The organism is Geodermatophilus sp. DSM 44513, assembly GCF_032460525.1.
GTDB lineage: Bacteria > Actinomycetota > Actinomycetes > Mycobacteriales > Geodermatophilaceae > Geodermatophilus.
In genome coordinates this window covers 1473036-1493069 of record NZ_CP135963.1, presented here as the reverse complement: position 1 = coordinate 1493069, position 20034 = coordinate 1473036, and the positions used below count along the sequence as shown (strand labels likewise).

Sequence of the window (20034 nt, the reverse complement as noted above, 5' to 3'; positions counted from 1 at the left end):
ACCGCACCGACACAGGAGGACCCCGTGAGTGCACCCACCCCCACCGCCGCCGGTTCCGGCCGCTCGGCCACCGAGCGCTTCTCCCAGAAGGAGGTCCGCGCCGGCGCTGTCGACCAGGCCCGCATCTCGGCCATCGCCACCGACGTGATCCAGGCGCTGCACGAGGTCATCCGCAAGCACCACGTCCACTACGCCGAGTACGACGCCCTCAAGGCGTGGCTGATCCGCGTCGGCGAGGACGGCGAGTGGCCGCTGTTCCTCGACGTCTGGCTCGAGCACGTGGTCGAGGAGGTGGTCAACGCCGACCGGCTGGGCACCAGCGGCACCATCGAGGGCCCGTACTACATCCCGGGCTCGCCGGAGTTCCGCAGCGAGGCCAGCCTGCCGATGCGCGACGGCGAGAAGGGCACCCCGTTCCTGTTCCAGGGCACCGTGACCGACCTCGACGGCGCCCCGCTGGAGGACGCCCGGGTCGAGCTGTGGCACGCCGACGACGACGGGTTCTACTCGCAGTTCGCGCCGGGGATCCCCGAGTGGAACCTGCGCGGCACCATCACCACCGGGCCGGACGGGCACTTCGCGTTCCACACCGTCAGGCCCGCGCCCTACCAGATCCCGACCGACGGGGCCTGCGGTGCGCTCATCGCCGCGGCCGGCTGGCACGCCTGGCGCCCGGCCCACCTGCACCTCAAGGTGTCCGCCCCCGGCACGCAGCTGGTCACCACCCAGCTGTACTTCGAGGGCGGGGAGCACGTCGAGGACGACGTCGCCCAGGCGGTGAAGCCCGAGCTCGTGCTGCGCCCGACCCCGGCGTCCTCGGGGACGGGTGAGGAGGTCACCTACGACTTCGCCCTGGACCCGGCCGCGTGAGCCAGCTCTACGCGGTCCGGATGGACGTCGCGCTGCCGCCGGGCATGGACCCGGCGGCACGCGAGGACCTGCTCGCCCGGGAGAGGGCCTACTCCCAGCAGTGGCAGCGCTCCGGGCACTGGCCGCACATCTGGCGCTGCGTCGGCCAGTACGCCAACCTCAGCGTCTTCGCCGTCGACAGCAACGAGCAGCTGCACGAGATCCTCTGGGGTCTGCCGCTGTTCCCGTACATGAGCATCACGGTGACCCCGCTGGCGCCCCACCCGTCGGACATCGCGCAGGACCCGGCGCACGGACACACCGCGCAGGACCCGGCGCACGGAGACACCGCGCAGGACCCGGCGCAACAGGACACCGCGCAGGACCCGGCGCACTGAGCCGCCGCGGTCGCTGACCCACCGTCCGACCGGTCCCCGGCACCACCCGCCCCACCCGGCCGCCCGGCACGTCCGCCCGGCCGGTCCTCCCCATCCCCCGTGGCGACCTCGCTCGCCGGGTGCCCCCTGCCCTGCGGCGGCCGCCGCACGCCCACACCCCGAGGAGAAGTGCAGTGGCATCAACCCGACAGGACGCGCTCCGCCGCAGGTCGGTCACGTGGATCGTCTCGCTGGCCACGGTCGGCCTGGTCTTCGACGGCTACGACCTCGTCGTCTACGGCACCGTCGTCCCGCTGTTCCTGCGCGACCCGGGCCAGCTCGGCGAGGTGACGCCGGCCGTGGCCGGCGCGCTCGGCAGCTACGCCCTCGTCGGTGTGCTGGTCGGCGCGCTGCTGGCCGGCAGCGTCGCGGACGTCATCGGCCGGCGGAAGGTCATGCTCACCGCCTACGCGTGGTTCTCCGTCGGCATGGCCCTCACCGCGCTGGCCACGACCACGGCGGTCTTCGGCCTGATGCGCTTCGTCACCGGCATCGGGGTCGGCGCGCTGGTGGCCACCACCGGGGCGCTCGTGGCCGAGTTCGCACCGGCGGGGCGGAAGAACCTGGCCAACGCGATCACCTACTCCGGGGTGCCGCTGGGCAGCCTGCTCGCCGCGCTGCTGGCCATCCTGCTGCTCGACGCGATCGGCTGGCGCGGCATGTTCCTCATCGGCGCCCTGCCGCTGGTGACGCTGCTGCCGCTGGCCTACCTGAAGATGCCGGAGTCACCGGCCTGGCTGGCCTCCCGGGGCCGGCTCGACGAGGCCCGGGCGGTGGCCGCGCGGACCGGGGTCGCCATCAGCGAGGCGAGGGCGGCCGACGTGCCGACCGCGGAGTCGGTGACCGCGCAACGGGCCGGCTTCGCCGGGCTGGCCAGCCGCACCTACCTGCTGCCGACCGTCCTGCTGGGCCTGCTCAGCGCCACCGGGCTGCTGCTGGTGTACGCCCTGAACACCTGGTTGCCCGAGCTGATGGGGCGGGCCGGGTTCTCCACCAACGGGTCGCTCGCCTTCCTGCTGGTCCTCAACGGTGGCGCCGTCCTGGGGGCCCTGGTCGCCTCCCGCTTCGCCGACCGGTACGGGCCCAAACACGTCGTCGCCGGCTCCTTCCTGCTGGGCGCGCTGGCGCTCGCGCTGCTCACCGTCAGCCTCCCGCTCGGCGTGCTGCTGGCGTTCGTCGCGGTGGTCGGGCTGGGCACCAGCGGGACGCAGATCCTCATCTACGGCTTCGTGGCCACCTACTACCGCACGAACGTCCGCAGCGCCGGTGTGGCCTGGTGCGCCGGCTTCGGACGCCTCGGCGGGATCGGCGGTCCGCTGATCGGTGGCCTGCTCATCGCCTCGGGCCTGGCCCTGAACTCGATCTTCTACGTGCTGACCGCGCTCGCCGTGTTCGGCAGCCTCCTGACGCTGGTCGTGCCCAAGGCGGAGTCCCGCACCGCGCCGTCGGCCCGGGGTGGCGGGCTCCCGACGCCCACCCCGGCGCCGAGCGAGCGGCTGGTGCCCACCGCCGAGTGAGCACAGCGCCCCGGTCCCCGACGTCGACCCGGACGTCGAGGACCGGGGCGCGCCCGCGTCGATCCCGGGCGCAGGACCGCCGCGCCGCTCGCGGACCGCCACACCCGGCTCCGCGAGCCGGGGGGCGCCACGCCGATGCGACGGCGTCGCTCCGGGCCGGAGCGGGGGGACGCGACGACCTCACCCCACCGCCGGACCCCCCGGACGCAGGGCGGCGACCCACTCAGCCGGCCAGGGACTGCTGCGCGCCGGGACGTCGCCGGCGTGCTCCCCCGTGAGGTGCACGGTGACGAACCGACCGGCCGCCGCACGCCGCCGGGGGTGGCCGGCGAACGCCTCGCCCCAGACCTCGAAGGCGAACGTCATCGACGACGTGCCGATCCGTACCAGGTCCACCACGGCGGTCAGCTCCTGCCCGACCCGCAGGGGTGCCTCGACGTCGACCTCGTAGCGCACCCGCGGGGCCCGCGGGAAGTACGCCTGCTGCAGGCCCCGCGAGCGCATCAACGCCGCCTCGGCGCTCTCGGTGTAGCGGGTGATCGCCGTGTTGTGGTGGATCCCCGCGGCGTCGGTGTCGATCCACTCCACTCGACCGCGGTGGACCCCCCGGACCGCCCCGTCCTCAGGCGGGCCGGGCGGCGTCGTCACGGTGCGGCGTCCACCGCAGGTGGACCGGGTCGGCGTTCCCCGCTCGGAGCAGGGCCAGCCGCGGGGGCACCTTGTCCGTGCGCGAGGTCGGGGGCTTGCGTCGGCCGGCGCGGAACTGGTCCGGCCACGGCGCGCCCGGGCCCTGGTACTCCTGCTCGGCCGCGGCGTGCAGGGTCCACTGCGGGTCGTAGAGGTGCGTGCGCCCCAGCGCGCAGAGGTCGGCGCGGCCGGCGAGCAGGATCGAGTTGACGTCGTCGTAGGACGAGATGGCGCCGACGGCGATGACCTTCGCCCCGGCGGGCACGGCGACGGTCTGGCGGATCCGGTCGGCGAAGGGGGTCTGGTAGGACCGCCCGAACACCGGCTGCTCGTCCTTCGCCACCTGCCCCGACGACACGTCGATGGCCGCCGCGCCGTGCTCGACGAACGCGCGGGCGATCTCCACGGCGTCGTGTTCGGTGTTGCCGTCCGGCATCCAGTCGTGCGCCGAGATGCGGACGGTCACGGGGATGGTCTCGGGGACGACGGCACGCACGGCGTCGAAGACGGCGAGCGGGAAGCGCAACCGGTTGCCCAGCGAGCCGCCGTACTCGTCGGTCCGCTGGTTGGAGATGGGCGAGAGGAACGAGGAGAGCAGGTAGCCGTGCGCCGCGTGCAGCTCGATGAGGTCGAAGCCCGCCCGGACACCCCGCTCGGCCGCCGCGACGAAGTCGGCGACCACCCCCTCCAGGTCGGCCGCGGAGGCCTCGCGCGGGGGGTGCGACCCCTCGCCGTAGGGCAACGGGGAGGGGCTGATGACCTCCCAGTTGTTCTCCAGCAGCGGTTCGTCGATGCCCTCCCACATCAGCCGGGTCGACCCCTTGCGGCCCGAGTGCCCCAGCTGCAGACCGATCTTGGCCGGGGTGCGCTGGTGCACGAAGTCCGTGATCCGGCGGTAGGCCTCGCACTGCTCGTCGTTCCACAACCCGGTGCAGCCGGGCGTGATCCGCGCCTCGGGTGAGGTGCAGACCATCTCGGTCATGACCAGCCCAGCACCGCCGAGGGCCTTGGAGCCCAGGTGCACCAGGTGGAAGTCGTTGGGCACGCCGTCCTGGGCGCTGTACATGTCCATCGGCGAGAGGACGACGCGGTTGTGCAGTCGCAGCGGGCCGATGTCGACGGGCTGGAACATCGCCGGCGCCACCTCCGCCGCCCCGTTCTCCTCCGCGAACGCGGACTCGACGCGGTAGGCGAACTCCCGGTCCCGCTCCTGCAGGTTCTCGAAGGTGATCCGGCGCGAGCGGGTCAGCAGGTTGAAGCAGAACTGGGCCGGCTCCTGGCCGGCGTACATGCCGATGTTCTCGAACCACTCCAGGGAGGCCTGCGCCGCCCGCTGGGTCGACTCGACGACCGGCTTGCGTTCCACCTGGTAGGCCTCCAGGGCCTCCTCCACGGTCGGGTTCTCGTGCAGGCAGGCCGCCAGCGCCAGGGCGTCCTCCATCGCCAGCTTGGTGCCCGACCCGATGGAGAAGTGCGCGGTGTGCGCCGCGTCCCCCAGGAGGACCACGTTGCCGTGGTGCCAGCAGTCGTTGCGGACGGTGGCGAAGCTCAGCCACTTGGAGTTGTTGGTCAGCACCCGGTGCCCGGCGAGCTCGTCGGCGAAGACCTGCCGGATCCGCTCGACCGCGTACTCGTCGGAGACGCCCGGGGGGAAGGTCTCGTGCTCGGTGGCGTCGAAGCCCGCCCGGCGCCAGACGTCCTCGTGCATCTCGACGATGAACGTCGACGCGCTGTCGGAGTAGGGGTACCCGTGGATCTGCATGGTCCCCCACTCCGTCTGCTTGACGAAGAACTGGAACGCCTCGAACACGAGGTCCGTGCCGAGCCAGATGTACTTGTTCCGGCGGTAGTCCAGGGTGGGGCGGAAGACGTCGGCGTGCTTCGTGCGGATGGGCGAGTTGAGGCCGTCCGCGGCGACGACCAGGTCGTGGGTGGCACGGAGCTCGTCGACGTCCGGCGCCTCCGTCCGGTAGTGGACCGTCACGTCCAGCTCCGCCGCTCGGTCCTGCAGCAGACGCAGCAGGTCCTTGCGCCCCATGGCCGCGAAGCCCTGGCCGCCGACGGTGAACGGGTGGCCGTCGACCTCGATGTCGATGTCGGTCCACCGGGCGAAGCGGCTGGCCATCTGCTCGTGGATGACCGTGTCGGCGCCCTCGATGGCGCCCAGGGTCTCGTCGGAGAAGACCACACCGAACCCGAAGGTGTCGTCGGGGGCGTTGCGCTCCCACACGGTGACCTCGTGGGCGACGTCGAGCTGCTTGAGCAGGGCGGCGAGGTAGAGCCCACCCGGACCACCGCCGGCGATTGCGATCTTCACGAGGTTCCTCTCACTGCGAGCGGGCGAGGGCGCCCGCCTGCTCGTCACGGATGCTGTTGCGCAGGACGTAGTGCTGGAGCTTGCCGCTGGAGTTGCGCGGCAGGGAGGCGAGGAAGTGCACCTCGCGGGGGTACTTGTAGGGCGCCAGCTGCTGCTTGACGTGGTCCTGGATCTCCTCGGCCTTGGCCTCGTCCCCGACCACGCCCTCGCGCAGCACGACGAAGGCACAGACGATGGAGCCCCGGTCGACGTCCGGCTTGCCCACGACCGCGCACTCGACGACGTCCGGGTGGCTGTCGATGGCCAGCTCGACCTCGGGGCCGCCGATGTTGTAGCCGGAGGAGACGATCATGTTGTCGGTGCGGGACCGGAAGTAGAAGTAGCCGTCCTCGTCGCGGGAGAAGGTGTCCCCGGTGACGTTCCAGCCGTTGACGACGTAGCCGCGCTGACGCTCGTCGTCCAGGTAGCGGCAGCCGATCGGACCCACCACGGCCAGGCGCCCCTCGACCCCGGGCGGCAGCTCCTCGCCGTCCGGGCCGAGGACGGTGGCCCGGTACCCGGGGACCGGCCTGCCGGTCGCCCCGGGACGGATGTCGTCGCCGGCGGCGGAGATGAAGATGTGCAGCAGCTCGGTGGCGCCGATCCCGTCGATGATCCGCAGCCCCAGCTCGGCCCGGAACCGTTCCCACACCTGCGGCGGCAGGTGCTCACCGGCACTGACGGCCGCCCGGAGGGAGCGCAACCGCCCGGCCTCCCCCGCCCTGAGGACCTGCTTGTACGCGGTGGGTGCGGTGGCCAGCACCGTGACCCGGTGCTGCTCCACCAGCTCGGCCAGCCGGGCAGGCGTCGCCGCCTCGACCAGGAACGAGCAGGCGCCGGCCCGCAGCGGGAACACGACGAGCATGCCGAGCCCGAAGGTGAAGGCGAGGGGCGCGGTGCAGGCCACGAGGTCCGAGGGGCGCAGGCCGAGGACCCGCCGGCCGAAGGTGTTGTCGACGGACAGGACGTCCCGGTGGAAGTGCGTGGTCAGCTTGGGGACCCCGGTGCTGCCGGACGTCGGCCCGAACAGCGCCACGTCGTCGGCTGCCGTCTCGACCGCGGTGAAGCGACCGGACTTGGCGGCGCACCGGGTCACGAGGTCACCGGCGCCACCGCCACCCACGGGCACCAGCTGCAGCTGTGGCGCCTCCGCGTCGCGCACCTCCTCGACGTCGGCCACGTGGCGGTGGTCGACCAGCGCGATCGCCGGCCGGGACTTCCGCACGACGGGGGCCAGGTCCCGGGCGCGCAGGGCGCACATGGTGACGACGGCGATGCCGCCCGCCTTGAGCACGCCCAGCCAGGCCGCGACGGTCCACGGCGTGTTCGGGGAGCGCAGCAGCACCCGGTTCCCCGGCACGAGTCCGAGGTCCTCGACCAGCACCTGCGCGACCTGGTTGGTCCGGCGCTGGAGCTCGCCGTAGGACCACACCTCCCCGGTGTCGGTCATGAGCGCCGGGCGGTCGGGGCCGTGGGTGGCGACCGCGACGTCGATGAGCTCGACGGCCGCGTTCAGCCGCTCGGGGTACTGCAGCTCCGGGGTCGTGAACTCCAGCCGCGGCCACTGCTCGAACGGCGGCAGGTGGTCACGGGCGAAGGTGTCCGTGTGGGCGCTGGGAGACAGCTGCATCGGAGGTCCTTCCGGAGCCGGAGGGGTGTGTCCTGCTCACGAGCGGTGCGGTCCGGACGCGGAGTCAGGACACCCGGGTCATGCCCTCCTGGACGACGGTGGCCAGCAGCTGCCCGTCGCGGGTGGAGATGCGCCCGGTGCCGACGCCGCGCCCGGACCCGGCGTGGCCGGCCTCCTGCGCGTAGAGCAGCCAGTCGTCGAGGACGCCGTCCCCGGGGACCCGGTGGAACCACATCGCGTGGTCCAGGCTCGCGGTGACCAGCCCCGGACGCGCCCACGCCAGGCCCAGCACGCGCAGCACCGGTTCGAGGATGGTGTAGTCGCAGACGTAGGCCAGCGCGGCCGTGTCCCGTTGCGCCCGCGAGAGCCCGGGGACCTCGCGCAGCCGGTCGTGGGGACGGAACCACACGGCCTGGTGCGGCGCCCGGTCCCCCTCGACGGTCAGGTACACCGGCCCGGGCACGTGGCGCATGTCGAAGCTGCGGCCACCGCTCCAGTAGGCCTTGGACTCCGCGGTCATGGTGCCGCCGGAGCGGTCGGCGAGGTACTTCGCCGAGGTGGGCAGCGTCTCGGGCGCCGGCACGGCCGGTGGCTGCGGGGAGTAGGAGTCGCCCGGCTCCCCGGTGGCGAAGGAGGCGAGCGCGACGTAGACGGGCTTGCCGTTCTGGTACCCGCGGACGTGGCGGGTGCTGTAGGCGCGACCGTCGCGCAGGAGCTCCACCTCGTAGAGGACCTCCGCGCCGATGTCGGCAGGTCGCATGAAGTAGGAGTGCATGGAGTGCAGCGACTTCCCGCCCTCCCCCGCCTCGGGCACCGTCCGCATCGCGGCGGCCGCCGCGGCCGCGACCAGGTCCCCGCCGTAGGCCTTGGGCCACGGGCAGGGCTGGGTCGTGGCGGCGTAGGCGACGTCGTGGTGCCGGGCCGGTCGCTCGTCGAGCGTGATGGCGGCGGTGAACGCGGCGGAGGTCGGCGCGTCGCCCGGTGACCCGGTCACGGCCGGTCGACCCAGTGCCTCAGGGCCGCGTCGGCCACGTCGGCGAGGTTGACCACGATGTTGTCCGGGGTCCGCGTGGTCATCCAGGTGAGTGGCCGGTTGCGGTCGAGGTTGCACTCGACGTGCGGCATGTGGGGCGGCACGAACACCCAGTCGCCCTCCTCCATGTCCAGGTAGTCCCGGTACCCCTCGCCGAAGTAGATCCGCGCGCGCCCCGACAGGACGTACCCGCCGGTCTCGGCCTCGCCGTGGTGGTGCGGCACGGACCGGTAGCCGGGGTCGTTGCTGACCTTGCCGAACCAGATGCGGGTCGCGGGGGTGTGCTGCGGGCTCACCCCCGCGATGCGGGAGGCGCCCGAGGACTGGCCGGTGTCCAGGGACTCGAGACCACCACGGGTGACCACGGGGACGACCAGACCGTTCCCGTCGGCGTACCTGGCGTCGCCCCCCTGCAGCGGCGGGCTGTGGAGGTCCTTCTCGGAGGGCTGCACGTCGGCTCCTCAGGTCGTCGTCAGGGCGATCGGGTTGCGCAGGACGCCGATGCCGGGGATCTCGGTCTCCAGGAGCTGGCCGTCGCGCAGGAACAGCGGTGGCGTCATGCCCATCCCGACGCCGCCCGGGGTCCCGGTCAGCACGAGGTCGCCGGGCCGGAGGCGGGTGAAGGTGGAGGTGTAGGCGACGAGGTCCGCGACGTCGAAGACCAGCGTCTCGGTGTTGCCGCGCTGGCGTTCCACGCCGTCGACCCGGGTGAGGACCTCGACACCGGCGCAGGGGTCGATCTCGTCGGCCGACACCACGACCGGCCCCACCGGGGTCGTCCGGTCCCACGCCTTGCCCTGGAACCACTGCAGGGTCCGGTTCTGCCAGTCGCGGACAGACACGTCGTTGGCCACGGTGTAGCCCCAGATGCCGGCCGCCGCCTCGTCCTTGCCGGCGCCCCGCAGGTCCCGTCCGACGACGACGGCCAGCTCGGCCTCCCAGTCGACGTCGACCCCACGCGGCAGGGACACCACGTCGGAGGGCCCGGTCAGCGTGTCGGCGTACTTGGCGAACAGCGTCGGGTGCGCGGGCACCGGACGTCCCACCTCGCGGATGTGGTCGCCGTAGTTCAGCCCGCAGCACACGACCTTGGCCGGCGTGGGCAGCGGGAGCACCAGCTCCGCACCGTCCAGCTCCTCGCCCGCGAGCTCGTCGACCGGCCGGTCGAGGCAGGTCCGCAGGTAGGCCGACAGGTCGGGGGCCGGGAGACGGTGCCAGCCGGCGCCCCAGCTGACCGCCGCGGTGGGGCGACCGTCGGCGCATCGGACCGTCGCGAACTGCATCGAGCGCCTCCTGCGACCTCGCCCCGGGGAGCTGACATGTTCTATTTTTCACGAGCGTCACTCGATGTCAATACCCGGCCGGGCTCGTCCTGGCCGCGCCCCGATGCCACCCGAGCGCGCGTGTGACCGGGGCCACGATCCTCTATGGCGGTCTGTTGACGACCGTAGATCGACGCTTATATGGTCCTCGCCGCAGCGGCGCCCGTCCATCCGTCGCGGGTGGTCACCACCTCTCGAGGACCACGTGCAGACGGCCCGCCGGACCTGCCGGCCCGTGCCCGACCTGCAGCACAGACGTCACGACCTCCTCCGATGACTGCACGGACACGCCGTCGAGCGACGGCCAGGCAGGAAGGCAGCTGATGACATCCACCGACACGCAACGGCCGTGGCCGGTCCCGGTCCGGACGACGAACCGGGTCCTGGTCGCCTGCTGGGCGGCGATCCTCGCCGAGGGGTACGACGTCGGCGTGCTCGGCGCCGTCCTCCCCGCGCTCGCCGACGACCCGGCCTGGTCCCTCAGCCCCCTGGAGCTGGGTGCCCTCGGTTCCTACGCGCTCGTGGGCATGCTCATCGGCGCCATGACGATCGGCTCGCTGTCCGACCGGGTCGGTCGCAAGAACATGCTGATCGTCTCCCTGTTCATCTTCGCCAGCATGCAGCTGGGCGCGGCTCTCGCCCCGACCCCCGGCTGGTTCGGGCTGTGCCGACTGCTCGGTGGCATCGGCATGGGCGGCATCATCCCGGTGGCAGCCGCGCTGACCATCGAGTACTCGCCTCCGCAGCGCCGGTCGTTCAACTACGGCCTGATGTACTCGGGGTACTCCCTCGGCATCCTGACCTCCGCCCTGGTCGCGCTGGCCTTCCTGCCCACGATCGGCTGGCGCGGGGTGGTCGGGGTGGGTGCTCTCCCGGTCCTGATGATCCCGGTGCTCTGGCGGGTCCTGCCGGAGTCCCTGGAGTACCTGGTCAGCAAGGGCCGGCGGGCGCAGGCCACGGACCTCGCGCGGCGCCTGCACGTCGACCCGTTCGTCGAGCAGGACTGGTCGGCACGCCCGGTGGACGTCACCCACGCGCCCACGACCTGGCGGATGTCGTTGGCGGCCGTCTTCGAGCGGCGGTACCTGAGGGCCACGGTCTTCTTCTGGATCGCGCTGTTCTCCGGCCTGCTCCTGGTCTACGGCCTGAACACCTGGCTGCCGTCGATCATGCGCTCCGCCGGCTACGACCTGGGGTCCTCGCTGACCTTCCTGGTCGTGTTCAGTCTCGCCTCGGCCATCGGCGGCATCGCGATCGGTCGCACCGCCGACGCCCGGGGCAAGAAGAAGATCCTCGTGGTCTTCTACCTGCTGGGCGCGGCGGGCATCCTGCTCCTGATGTTCCCGAACAACATCTGGGTCAACTACGTGTTCGTCTCCCTGGCCGGGATCGGGTCCATCTCGACGTCCCTCGTGCTCACCGGGTGGGTCGCCGAGTACTACCCCGCGCACTCCCGGGCGACCGCGACGGGCTGGGCCCTGTCGTTCGCCCGCATCGGCGCCATCTGCGGTCCGCTCGTCGGCGGGTGGATCGGGTCGCAGGACCTCGCCTTCCAGTGGAACTTCGTGGTCTTCGCCGTCATCGGCGCGATCGCCGCGGCGGCCGTGGCACTGATCCCGAGGGTGCCGTCGCCGGCACGGGTGCAGCCGGCCGGGGCCGGCGCGCGGCCCGTCGCCACCGACGTGGGCTGACCGACGCGACGCCGAACGGCGCTGCCCGGCCCCTGGTGGGTCGGGCAGCGCCGTTCGGCGTCGGGGCGCCGGGCGGTCCAGCCCGGCGTCCCCGGTGCGTGGCCGGAGGGGTGTCCCGGGACGGACGGGTCAGGCGAGGGACGCGGGTGCGGAGGGGGCCAGCCGCCCCACCTCGGCACGGAGCCGGGCGCCCTCCTCGTCGGCCAGTGCGGCGGTGCGCAGCCTCGCCAGGCGGGGGGCGGCGTCCGCGCTGCCCGCGAGTCGACCGGCGGCGTCCAGGAGCAGGGCCAGGCTCTCGCTGCCGTGCGCGTGGGTGGCCCCGTAGCCCTTGAGCACCTGCTGGCAGTCGAGCACCTCGCGGGCCAGCGCCGGCTGGTCCATGGCCAGCTCCCTGGCCAGACGCAGCCACTCCTCGATGCCCTCCTGCTCCCGCGCGAAGCGCAGGGAGCGTGGTCGGACCGGCCGCAGGCGGGCCAGGACGGCGAGCTGGGTGTACCCCAGGACCGACGTCGTGTTCAGGACGATGCCCTCCCGGGTGACCCGCTCGATGACGCGGGTCAGTGGTCGGGATCGCAGCAGGTACCGCCCGAGCCGGGTGGGCAGGGTGTCCGCGATCTCCTCGACGCGGGGGTGCAGGTACTCACGGACCTCGACGAGCTGCCCCTCCTCCGCCTTCGCCTCCTCCCGCACCCGTTGCAGACGGCTGCGCCGCGTCTTCTGCGCGGCGACCTGGATGGTGTCCTGGTAGCACATCCACAGGGCGAGGTTGCGGGCTGCCGCGGTGGTGAGCTCAGCGGCACCGGCCGCGTCCGGGTCCAGCGCGGCGAGGGACCGGACCCGCTCCAGGTACAGCTCGGCGTAGGCCACGTCCTGGTACACCGACGTGCGGACCAGTCCGTGCAGGACGGTCGAGCGGGCCGCGGCGGGCAGCTCGCGGACGGCCCGGGCCTGCCCGCGCAGCGCCGGGCCGACGAGTGCCTCCGGCGTCGTCGCCGCCACGGCGTTGCGCCGCCGGTCCTCGGCCGCCTTGCGCTCGGCGGCCGTCTGCGGGCGCCGGCCGATGGTGAGCGCCACGGGTCCGGTGGTGCCGGGACGGCGCGCGGGTCGCTGTGCCCCCGCCGCTGCGGCGACCTGCTCCTGGGCCACGGCGTACCCGGCGGCGAAGGCACGCAGCGAGGCGTCGGCGGCCTTGGCGAACGCCCGGATGGGGACCTCGAACTGCTCCCGGGTGAAGGGCAGGACGCCCGTACCGGCCAGCGCGCCGAACAGCGACGCACTGACCACGCTGCCGGCACTCTGGGCCACGGCCGCGAAGTCGGCGGCGACGAGCACCCGGCTGCTGCGACCGGCGGCCGCGAGCAGCTCGTCGGCGTCGACGCGGCCGTCCCCGAGGTGGATCCTCTCGTCGATCGAGTACACGCGGTTGGTCGAGGTGATCAGCGTCGTCCGGTCCGGGGTGGTGAAGCCCCGCTGGATGGCGCGTCCGCACTCCATCAGCTCGGAGGCGATGACGACGTCGACCTCGCCGGGCGTCGGGAACAAGCTCAGCACGGGCGCCGCCCGGCCACCGGCCGGGATCCCCTCCTGGGGGGGCGGCAGCATCTCGACGTAGTAGACCGTGGCCCCGGTGCGCTGCGCCACGCCGGCCACGGAGGTGTTCTGCGCGGTCCAGCCCGCCTCCTCACCGGCGGCGACGACCCAGTCGGCGAGGACGCCGCCACCCTCACCACCCATGGCGAGGACGGCGAGGGTGAACGGCCGGTTCCCGTCGCGCCAGGAGGTCACGAGACCACCTCCGAGCCGCCCACCTCGGTGCCGGCCGGGCCGGCCGCCACCAGTTCGGAGGTGTCCACCTCGTAGCGGTCCACCCGCCGCTCCAGGCCCCGGGACGCCGCGGTCATCCACCGGCTGCGGACCCAGCGCAGCGCCCGGTCCCGGGCGGTCGGGTTGTGCACGACGTCGGTGCGGTAGAAGGAGGGGCACAGCACGGCGGCGTGCGCGTTCGCGCCGCAGACGCCACAGCCCACGCAGCTGTCGATCACGGTGGCGATCGGGTCGCTGCGCAGCGGGTCCGGACTGTCGGTGATGGTCAGGGACGGGCAGCCGGAGATCCGGATGCAGGCGTGGTCGCCGGTGCAGGTCTCGGCGTCCACGCCGAAGCGCTCCCGGACGACCCGCTCCCCGGCGGCGATGGCCTTCGCCCGCTTCGGCTTCTCCCGGCGCTGGCGGTTGAGCTGGCACTCGCTCTGGGCCACCACCACCTTGGGCCCCGGTTCCTTCGTGGTGAGGGCCTGCACGAAGACGTCCTTCAGCCGGGCGACGTCGTAGGTGTTCGAGATGGTCTTCGCCCACCGGACGCCGATGCCGCGGACGGCCGCCTCGATGGGGTGCCTGGTCGACCGCAGCGGGTTGTCCGCCCTCGAGGAGAGGACGTCCTGCCCGCCGGTCGCCGCGCTGTACTCGTTGTCGACGATCAGGAGCAGCTGGTCGTTCTCGTTGAACACCGCGTTGCCGACGCCGCTGGTCAGCCCGTTGTGCCAGAAGCCGCCGTCGCCCATGATCGCGACGGTGCTGCGGTCGGCGTCCTTGGAGTTCAGCGCCGCCGCCCCGGCCGAGCCCAGCCCGTAGCCCATGGTGGTCGCGCCCAGGTTGAACGGCTCGTTGATGGCGAACAGGTGGCACCCGATGTCCGCGCTGACGTGGTGCTCCTTGCCCACCTCGCGCTCGGCGAGCTTCAGCGCGCTGAAGATCGGGCGCTCGGGGCAGCCGGTGCACAGGCCCGGGGGCCGGGACTGCACGGCCTCGGCCGCGACCCGCGGGGCGAACGGACTGTCCGGGTCCGAGGGCTCCCGGAGCAGTGCCGGCGTGCCCGCGACGACGTCCGGCAGGTACCGACGCAGGAAGGCGTCGACCCCGCGCGTGACGACCGTCGACGTGTACTCGCCGACGAGGGGCAGCAGGTCCTTGCCGTGCAGCACGGTGTCGCTGCCGGCGCGCCGCAGGACGGCGTGCAGGTTCTGCTCGATGTAGTCCGGCTGTCCCTCCTCGAGCAGCAGCACCGCCCGCTTGTCCGCGCAGAACGCGACGATCTCCTCGTCGACGACCGGGTAGGTCACGTTCATGACGTACAGGGGCACCTGGGTGCGGCCGTACGGGTCGGAGGCGCCGAGCAGCTCCAGCGAGCGGTTCAGGGTGTTGTAGAGACCGCCCTGCGTGATGATGCCGACGTCGGCCAGCCCCTCGCCGAAGACCTCGTTGAGCTGGTGCTCCCGGATGTACCGGACCGCGGCCGGCCACCGGTGGTCACGCTTCTCCTTCTCGTGCAGGAAGGAGGCCGGCGGGAGCACGATGCGGCTGACGTCGCGCACCGGGTTCTCCACGGCGTCCTTGACGGTCATCCGCGGCCGCTGGTTGTCCTTGGCCACGAAGCTGCCGTGCAGGTGGCACGACCGCAGCCGCAGCTCGAGCATGACCGGGGTGTTGCTGGCCTCCGACAACCCGAAGCCGGCCTCGACCGCGTCGACGATGGCCCCGACGTCGGGGCGCGGGTCCAGCAGCCACATCTGGGACTTCATGGCGAAGGCGTGCGAGCGCTCCTGCATGATGCTCGAGCCCTCGCCGTAGTCCTCGCCGAGGATGATGAGCGCCCCACCGGTCACCCCGCCGCTGGCCAGGTTCGCGAGCGGGTCGGACGCGACGTTCGTCCCGACCGTCGACTTGAACGTGATGGCGCCGCGCAGCGGCTGGTGGACCGAGGCGGCCAGCATCGCGGCCGCGGTCGCCTCCGAGGCGCTGTTCTCGAAGTAGACACCCAGCTCGTCGAGGACCTCGTGGGCGTCGGCGAAGACGTCCATGAGGTGGGAGATGGGCGCCCCCTGGTAGCCGCCCACGTAGGCGACGCCGGACTGCAGGAGCGCCTTGGTCACCGCGAGGATGCCCTCTCCGCGGAACGTCTCACCGGCCTGCAGCCGGAGCTTGCCGACCTCGGCGGCGAAGGACCTCTCGGCCATCCTGGTCTCCCCTCGGGTGGGTCTCGCGACGGACTCGGAGCGGTGCTCGACGCGGCAGCCTGCAGACGGCCACCGGCTCGGCTTCGTATGTCGTTCGTGTGACGCTCGCCAGGGGGCCAGCATATGAGCCCGCCGGCCGCTTGCCTAGCAGTCGGCCGCGGACATCTCGCCGACCCGGCGCCGCTGACCGTCGCGGCGGGTCGCTCGCACCGGCGGTGGTCACCCGCAGGAAGGAGCGCCATCCGGAGAGTCGCCGGATGCCCACCGGCGCTGTCGTATCGTGCAGGAATGGCGGCGTCAGGGAGCCCCGCGCCGGACGCACCCGGGATCCAGGAGACGCGGCCGGGCAAGCTCATCACCACGTTGTTCGCCCTGTACGCCCGCAACGAGGGCAACTGGCTGTCCATCGCCTCGACCGTCGCCCTCATGGCCGACCTCGGCGTCGAGGGACAGGGCGTCAGGTCGTCCATCTACCGGCTCAAGCGGCGCGGGGTCCTGGTCAGCGAACGCCGGGGCAACGCCGCCGGCTACACCCTCGCCGACCAGACGCTCGAGGTGTTGTCCGAGGGCGACGTCCGGATCTTCCAGCGCGTCCGGGCCTCCGTCGACGACGGCTGGGTCGTGGTCGTGTTCTCCGTCCCCGAGTCCGAGCGCGAGAAGCGCTACGAGCTGCGGACGAGCCTCACGCGGCTGGGCTTCGGCACGGTCACCTCGGGGGTGTGGGTGGCCCCGGCGCACCAGGCGGCGGCGACCCGCCAGCTGCTCGACCGGCGCCGGCTCTCGGAGTACGTCGACCTGTTCACCGGCGAGCACTTCGGCTTCGGCGACCTGGGGTCGAAGGTCCGCACGTGGTGGGACCTCGAGGAGCTGAGCGCGCTGCAGGAGGACTTCCTGACCCGGTGGCGTCCCGCGCTGGACCTCGCGTCCGCCGGCGGCCCGGCGCCCATCGACGCCTTCCGGGTCTACGTGCCGATGCTGACCCAGTGGCGGCGGCTGCCCTACCGGGACCCCGGCCTGCCCCTCGCACTGCTGCCCGACGGCTGGAACGGGGTCGAGGCGGGTCACCTGTTCGACACGCTGAACGACGCCCTCAGGCCGCTGGCCCAGAAGCACGCGCTCTCGGTCATCCACGGCTGAGGACGTCGCGGCGTCGTCGCGCATGTCGTTCTGGTGGCGACCGTTGGCTAGGCTCCATACGCGAACGGCGGAGAGCCGCCGACCGTCAGGAGTGGAGCCGCCATGCCGCCCGTCCCCGTGAACCCCGCCGCCCTCCCCGCCCCACGTGGGTACTCGCACGGGACGCTCGCGGACGACACGCTCTACCTCGGCGGCCAGACGGCCCTCGACGCGGACATGAGGATCGTGCCGGGAGGCATCGTCGAGCAGTTCCGGCAGGCCTTCGGCAACGTGCTCGCCACCCTCCGCGAGGCCGGCGGCGAGCCCGAGGACCTGGTCAGCGTGACGATCTACCTCACCGACATCCCGGACTACCAGGCCCACGGCAGGGAGATCGGCGAGGTCTGGCGCGAGCTGGCCGGTCCGGTCTACCCCGCGATGGCCGGGATCGGGTGCACCGCGCTGTGGCAGCCCGAGGCGATGATCGAGATCCTCGGGGTCGCCGTCATCCCGCGGCACCGCCTGCGCCCGCCCGGCTGACCCGCTGCCGGGGTGGCCATCGACCGCGCCGCCCACGCTCCCCCCGGGCGCGCCGTCGGCGCCGCTCGTGCGGGCCTCCCGACCCTCACGCTCGCCTGAACTCCCACGTCGACGTCCCAGAACGGGTGGACCACCGATGGACGACATCCTCCGCGCTCATGCCACCGGGGCCAGTCGCAGGTCGTTCCTCGCCGGAGCCGCCTTCGCTGCCACGACCCTGGTGGCGCACGACAGGGCCTCGGCGACTCCTCCGCCCCCGGGACGGGCCGGCACCTCGCCGACGTGGCCACCGACCCCGGACGAGGCACCCAGCGTGTTCCTCGACTACACCCAGGAGCAGCTCGACGCCGCCTACGACCAGGCGGAGTGGGCACCGAACAGGGAGGAGGTCATCGCCGAGTACGCCAGCCTCAGTCAAGCGGTCAGGGGACGGTACGAGCCGCAGAACTTCCGGTACGGCCCGGGCGAGGACGAGGACCTCGACGTCTACCCCACGACGGCGGCGCGAGCTCCCATCGTCGTCTTCGTGCACGGCGGCGCCTGGCGGGGACTCTCCCGGGAGGACAGCGCCTTCCCGGCCCCGACCTTCGTGGACCGCGGGATGTGCTTCATCGCTCTGGAGTTCTCCCTGATACCCGAGGTGCGTCTGCCCGAGATGGCCGATCAGGTGCGGCGCGCGGTCGCGTGGGTCCACGCCCACGCCGAGACCTTCGGGGGCGATCCGGACAGCATCCACGTCGTGGGCCACAGCTCCGGTGCCCACCTCGCGGCGGTGCTGCTCACCACCGACTGGTCGGCGTACGAGGTGCCCGACGGCGTCATCACGACCGGGACGTGCCTGAGCGGGATGTTCGACCTCTACCCGGTGCTGCTGAGCGCACGGTCGAGCTACGTGCTGCTCACCGACCAGGAGCGGGATGCACTGTCTCCCGCTCTGCACCTGGGTGCGATCGACTGTCCTGTCCTGGTCGTCCACGGAGACCAGGAGAGTCCCGAGTTCATCCGCCAGTCCCGGTCGTTCAGCGCCGCCCTGCGCGAGAAGGACAACACGTACCTGGTCGCCAGAGACACGAACCACTTCGAGGTGGCGCTGCAGCTGGGCCGTGCGACGAGCACCGTCTCACGGGCCGTCCTCGCGCACATCGCCTCCCGTCTGCGCGACTGACGGGCGGCACGGCGGACTCTCGCGCGGCCGGCGTCACTCCTCCTCCCCGACCGGTCCGGGCCGTCCACGGTGTGCAGCCGCTCGGAGGTGGGCCGCAGGGGTCGCCCCCTGGCCGCCGTCATCCCGCGGCAGCCCCGGGGCGGCCGGGCTCAGGTCCGGGCTGCGGTCGCCCGGGCGGCGTCCGAGGTGGCCAGCAGGTGCGCGGTCACGTGCCGGTAGGACCCGGGGTCGATCGGCAGGAGCCACTGCAGTGCGCGGGTCACGGGACCCACGTCGACGCCGACGTCGGAGAGCACCTCGTCGATGTTGTGCATGGAGAAGGGGATGACGTTCGTGCCCCGCGCGTGCTGTCCCCGCGTCCGCTCCTCCATCCAGCGCAGCCGCTCGTCGACGTGGCGGCGCTGGTCGTCGGGGGACGGGAGCAACAGGTCCCCCAGGAGGTCGTGGGCGATCCAGACAGCCGCCATCTCGGCACTGAGCGGGCTGAAGAACGACGAGTTGTACCCGGCGAAGTACATGCCGGGGACGTCGATGGGCTTGATCTGCCGGTACAGGACGAAGTTCCCGCGCTCGTCGGTGATCCGTCGCTGCAGGTCCTCGTCGAGGAAGGGGACGACCTGGCGGAAGCCGGTCCCGCACACGACGAGGTCGGCGGGCAGGAGCGTCCCGTCGGACAGTTCGACGTGCGGCCGTCCGTCGTCCTCCAGCAGCCGCGCGACGACCCGGTCCCGGTGGACGGTGATCACGCCGTCCGCCACGCGCTCGTAGAAGCCGTGCGTGGCCAGGCTGACGGTGCTGCGGGCGATGTCCTCGAACGTCCCCCTCGGGACCAGGTCGAGGTCCCGCAGCCTCAGCTGCCGGGTCGCCACGGCCTGGACGCCGCTCAGCAGGCGCCGCCGGACGGCGTCCCCCGGGCCGTGCAGGAACCGCTCGAAGCCCCGCGGACGGATGTACCGGAACAGGCCCTCGCCCATCCGCGTCAGCATCAGGAACTTGTAGTTGAGCACCCCGCCGAGCCTGCGCGGCATCTTCCACAGCAGCTCGCGGGCGACCAGGTGTGTGCTGGCCGCGACGTCGCTGATCGGGATGGAGACGTCGCAGGAGGACTTCCCGTAACCCACGACGACGACGTCGCGCCCGGCGGCCTCGGCCACGTCGTGGAAGTCGCTCGACGCGCAGACCCTCCCGCCGCACGCGGTGAACTCCTCGAGTCCGGGGAAGGCCGGGACGAGGGGTTCGGAGAAGATGCCGTTGGCCACGACGACCCGGTCGAACGTGCGGGTGTCGGACTCCCCCGTCGTCACGTCGCGTGTCGTCACCGACCAGCTCTCCCCGTCGGCAGCGGGTCGGACGCTCACGACCTCGGTACCGAGCCGCAGGCTCGGCTCGAGCCCGACGTGCCGCACGTAGTCCGCCAGGTAGCGCTGCACCTGCTCGCCGCTGGGCCACTCGGGGTAGTCCGGCGGCATCGGGAAGTCCGAGAGCGCGTAGGTGCCCTTGTCGTTCTGCGTGCGCACCCCGGGGTAGCGGCGGGTGGCGCTCCACACGCCTCCGACGTCCGGGGCCTTCTCGTAGACGGTGACCTCGAACCCGACCTGGGACAGCACCTTGGCCGAGCTCAGCCCGGCAAACCCGGCACCGATGATCGCGATCTGCACGGCTGCCTACCTGGGGACTCGTG

Annotated in this window: 16 protein-coding genes; 7 read left to right on the top strand and 9 right to left on the bottom strand. The window is 72.6% G+C overall.

The window, feature by feature from the left end:
* Positions 1-24 precede the first annotated feature (24 nt).
* The 3 genes from catA (at position 25) to RTG05_RS07275 (ending at position 2803) form a co-directional block, all read left to right on the top strand.
* The gene (gene catA, locus RTG05_RS07285; protein WP_166528081.1) at positions 25-870 is read left to right on the top strand and encodes a catechol 1,2-dioxygenase; all 846 of its coding nucleotides are present in this window, start codon (positions 25-27) and stop codon (positions 868-870) included.
* Entirely contained in the window at positions 867-1247 is a 381-nt protein-coding gene (gene catC / locus RTG05_RS07280; protein WP_208104842.1) for a muconolactone Delta-isomerase, read from the top strand. The genes catA and catC overlap by 4 nt, the downstream gene beginning before the upstream one ends.
* 173 nt (positions 1248-1420) lie before the next feature.
* Positions 1421-2803 carry an MFS transporter gene (locus RTG05_RS07275; protein WP_166528080.1) on the top strand — a complete coding sequence of 461 codons (1383 nt, stop codon included), beginning with the start codon at positions 1421-1423 and terminating at the stop codon, positions 2801-2803.
* Between the two features lie 180 nt (positions 2804-2983).
* On the opposite strand, the gene RTG05_RS07270 is transcribed toward RTG05_RS07275, so the two are convergent.
* The 6 genes from RTG05_RS07270 to RTG05_RS07245 all read right to left on the bottom strand — a co-directional run bounded on the left by RTG05_RS07270 (position 2984) and on the right by RTG05_RS07245 (position 9792).
* Positions 2984-3391 carry an acyl-CoA thioesterase gene (locus RTG05_RS07270; protein ID WP_166528079.1) on the bottom strand — a complete coding sequence of 136 codons (408 nt, stop codon included), beginning with the start codon at positions 3389-3391 and terminating at the stop codon, positions 2984-2986.
* A gap of 34 nt (positions 3392-3425) precedes the next feature.
* Positions 3426-5807: a bifunctional salicylyl-CoA 5-hydroxylase/oxidoreductase gene (locus RTG05_RS07265; RefSeq protein ID WP_166528078.1), complete on the bottom strand. Its 2382-nt coding sequence runs from the start codon at positions 5805-5807 to the stop codon at positions 3426-3428.
* Positions 5808-5817: 10 nt separating this feature from the next.
* On the bottom strand, positions 5818-7476 hold the full coding sequence (locus RTG05_RS07260; protein ID WP_166528077.1) for an AMP-binding protein: 1659 nt from the start codon (positions 7474-7476) through the stop codon (positions 5818-5820).
* 64 nt (positions 7477-7540) lie between these two features.
* Positions 7541-8470 carry an acyl-CoA thioesterase gene (locus RTG05_RS07255; RefSeq protein ID WP_166528076.1) on the bottom strand — a complete coding sequence of 310 codons (930 nt, stop codon included), beginning with the start codon at positions 8468-8470 and terminating at the stop codon, positions 7541-7543.
* A complete protein-coding gene (locus tag RTG05_RS07250; RefSeq protein ID WP_166528075.1) occupies positions 8467-8961 on the bottom strand; it encodes a cupin domain-containing protein in 495 nt (164 codons plus the stop codon). Before RTG05_RS07250 ends, RTG05_RS07255 begins: the two co-directional genes overlap by 4 nt.
* 9 nt (positions 8962-8970) lie before the next feature.
* Positions 8971-9792: a fumarylacetoacetate hydrolase family protein gene (locus RTG05_RS07245; RefSeq protein ID WP_166528074.1), complete on the bottom strand. Its 822-nt coding sequence runs from the start codon at positions 9790-9792 to the stop codon at positions 8971-8973.
* Positions 9793-10154: 362 nt separating this feature from the next.
* Here RTG05_RS07245 and RTG05_RS07240 point away from each other — a divergent pair, with 362 nt between their 5' ends.
* Entirely contained in the window at positions 10155-11522 is a 1368-nt protein-coding gene (locus RTG05_RS07240) for an MFS transporter (protein ID WP_166528073.1), read from the top strand.
* Between the two features lie 129 nt (positions 11523-11651).
* Here the strand turns inward: RTG05_RS07240 and RTG05_RS07235 are convergent, their stop codons facing one another.
* Positions 11652-13307, bottom strand: coding sequence for an indolepyruvate oxidoreductase subunit beta family protein (locus RTG05_RS07235; RefSeq protein WP_166528072.1), 1656 nt, complete (start codon positions 13305-13307; stop codon positions 11652-11654).
* The gene (locus RTG05_RS07230; protein WP_166528071.1) at positions 13304-15532 is read right to left on the bottom strand and encodes a thiamine pyrophosphate-dependent enzyme; all 2229 of its coding nucleotides are present in this window, start codon (positions 15530-15532) and stop codon (positions 13304-13306) included. The genes RTG05_RS07235 and RTG05_RS07230 overlap by 4 nt, the downstream gene beginning before the upstream one ends.
* Positions 15533-15820: 288 nt before the next feature.
* Between RTG05_RS07230 and RTG05_RS07225 the strand changes: the two genes are divergently transcribed.
* From RTG05_RS07225 to RTG05_RS07215, 3 genes are all read left to right on the top strand, one after another.
* Positions 15821-16669: a PaaX family transcriptional regulator gene (locus RTG05_RS07225; RefSeq protein ID WP_166528070.1), complete on the top strand. Its 849-nt coding sequence runs from the start codon at positions 15821-15823 to the stop codon at positions 16667-16669.
* Between the two features lie 102 nt (positions 16670-16771).
* On the top strand, positions 16772-17188 hold the full coding sequence (locus RTG05_RS07220; protein WP_166528069.1) for a RidA family protein: 417 nt from the start codon (positions 16772-16774) through the stop codon (positions 17186-17188).
* A 313-nt stretch (positions 17189-17501) separates the two neighbouring features.
* Positions 17502-18353: an alpha/beta hydrolase gene (locus tag RTG05_RS07215; RefSeq protein WP_166528068.1), complete on the top strand. Its 852-nt coding sequence runs from the start codon at positions 17502-17504 to the stop codon at positions 18351-18353.
* 149 nt (positions 18354-18502) lie between these two features.
* Here RTG05_RS07215 and RTG05_RS07210 read toward each other — a convergent pair whose 3' ends face one another.
* On the bottom strand, positions 18503-20011 hold the full coding sequence (locus RTG05_RS07210) for a flavin-containing monooxygenase (RefSeq protein ID WP_166528067.1): 1509 nt from the start codon (positions 20009-20011) through the stop codon (positions 18503-18505).
* Positions 20012-20034: the final 23 nt, after the last annotated feature.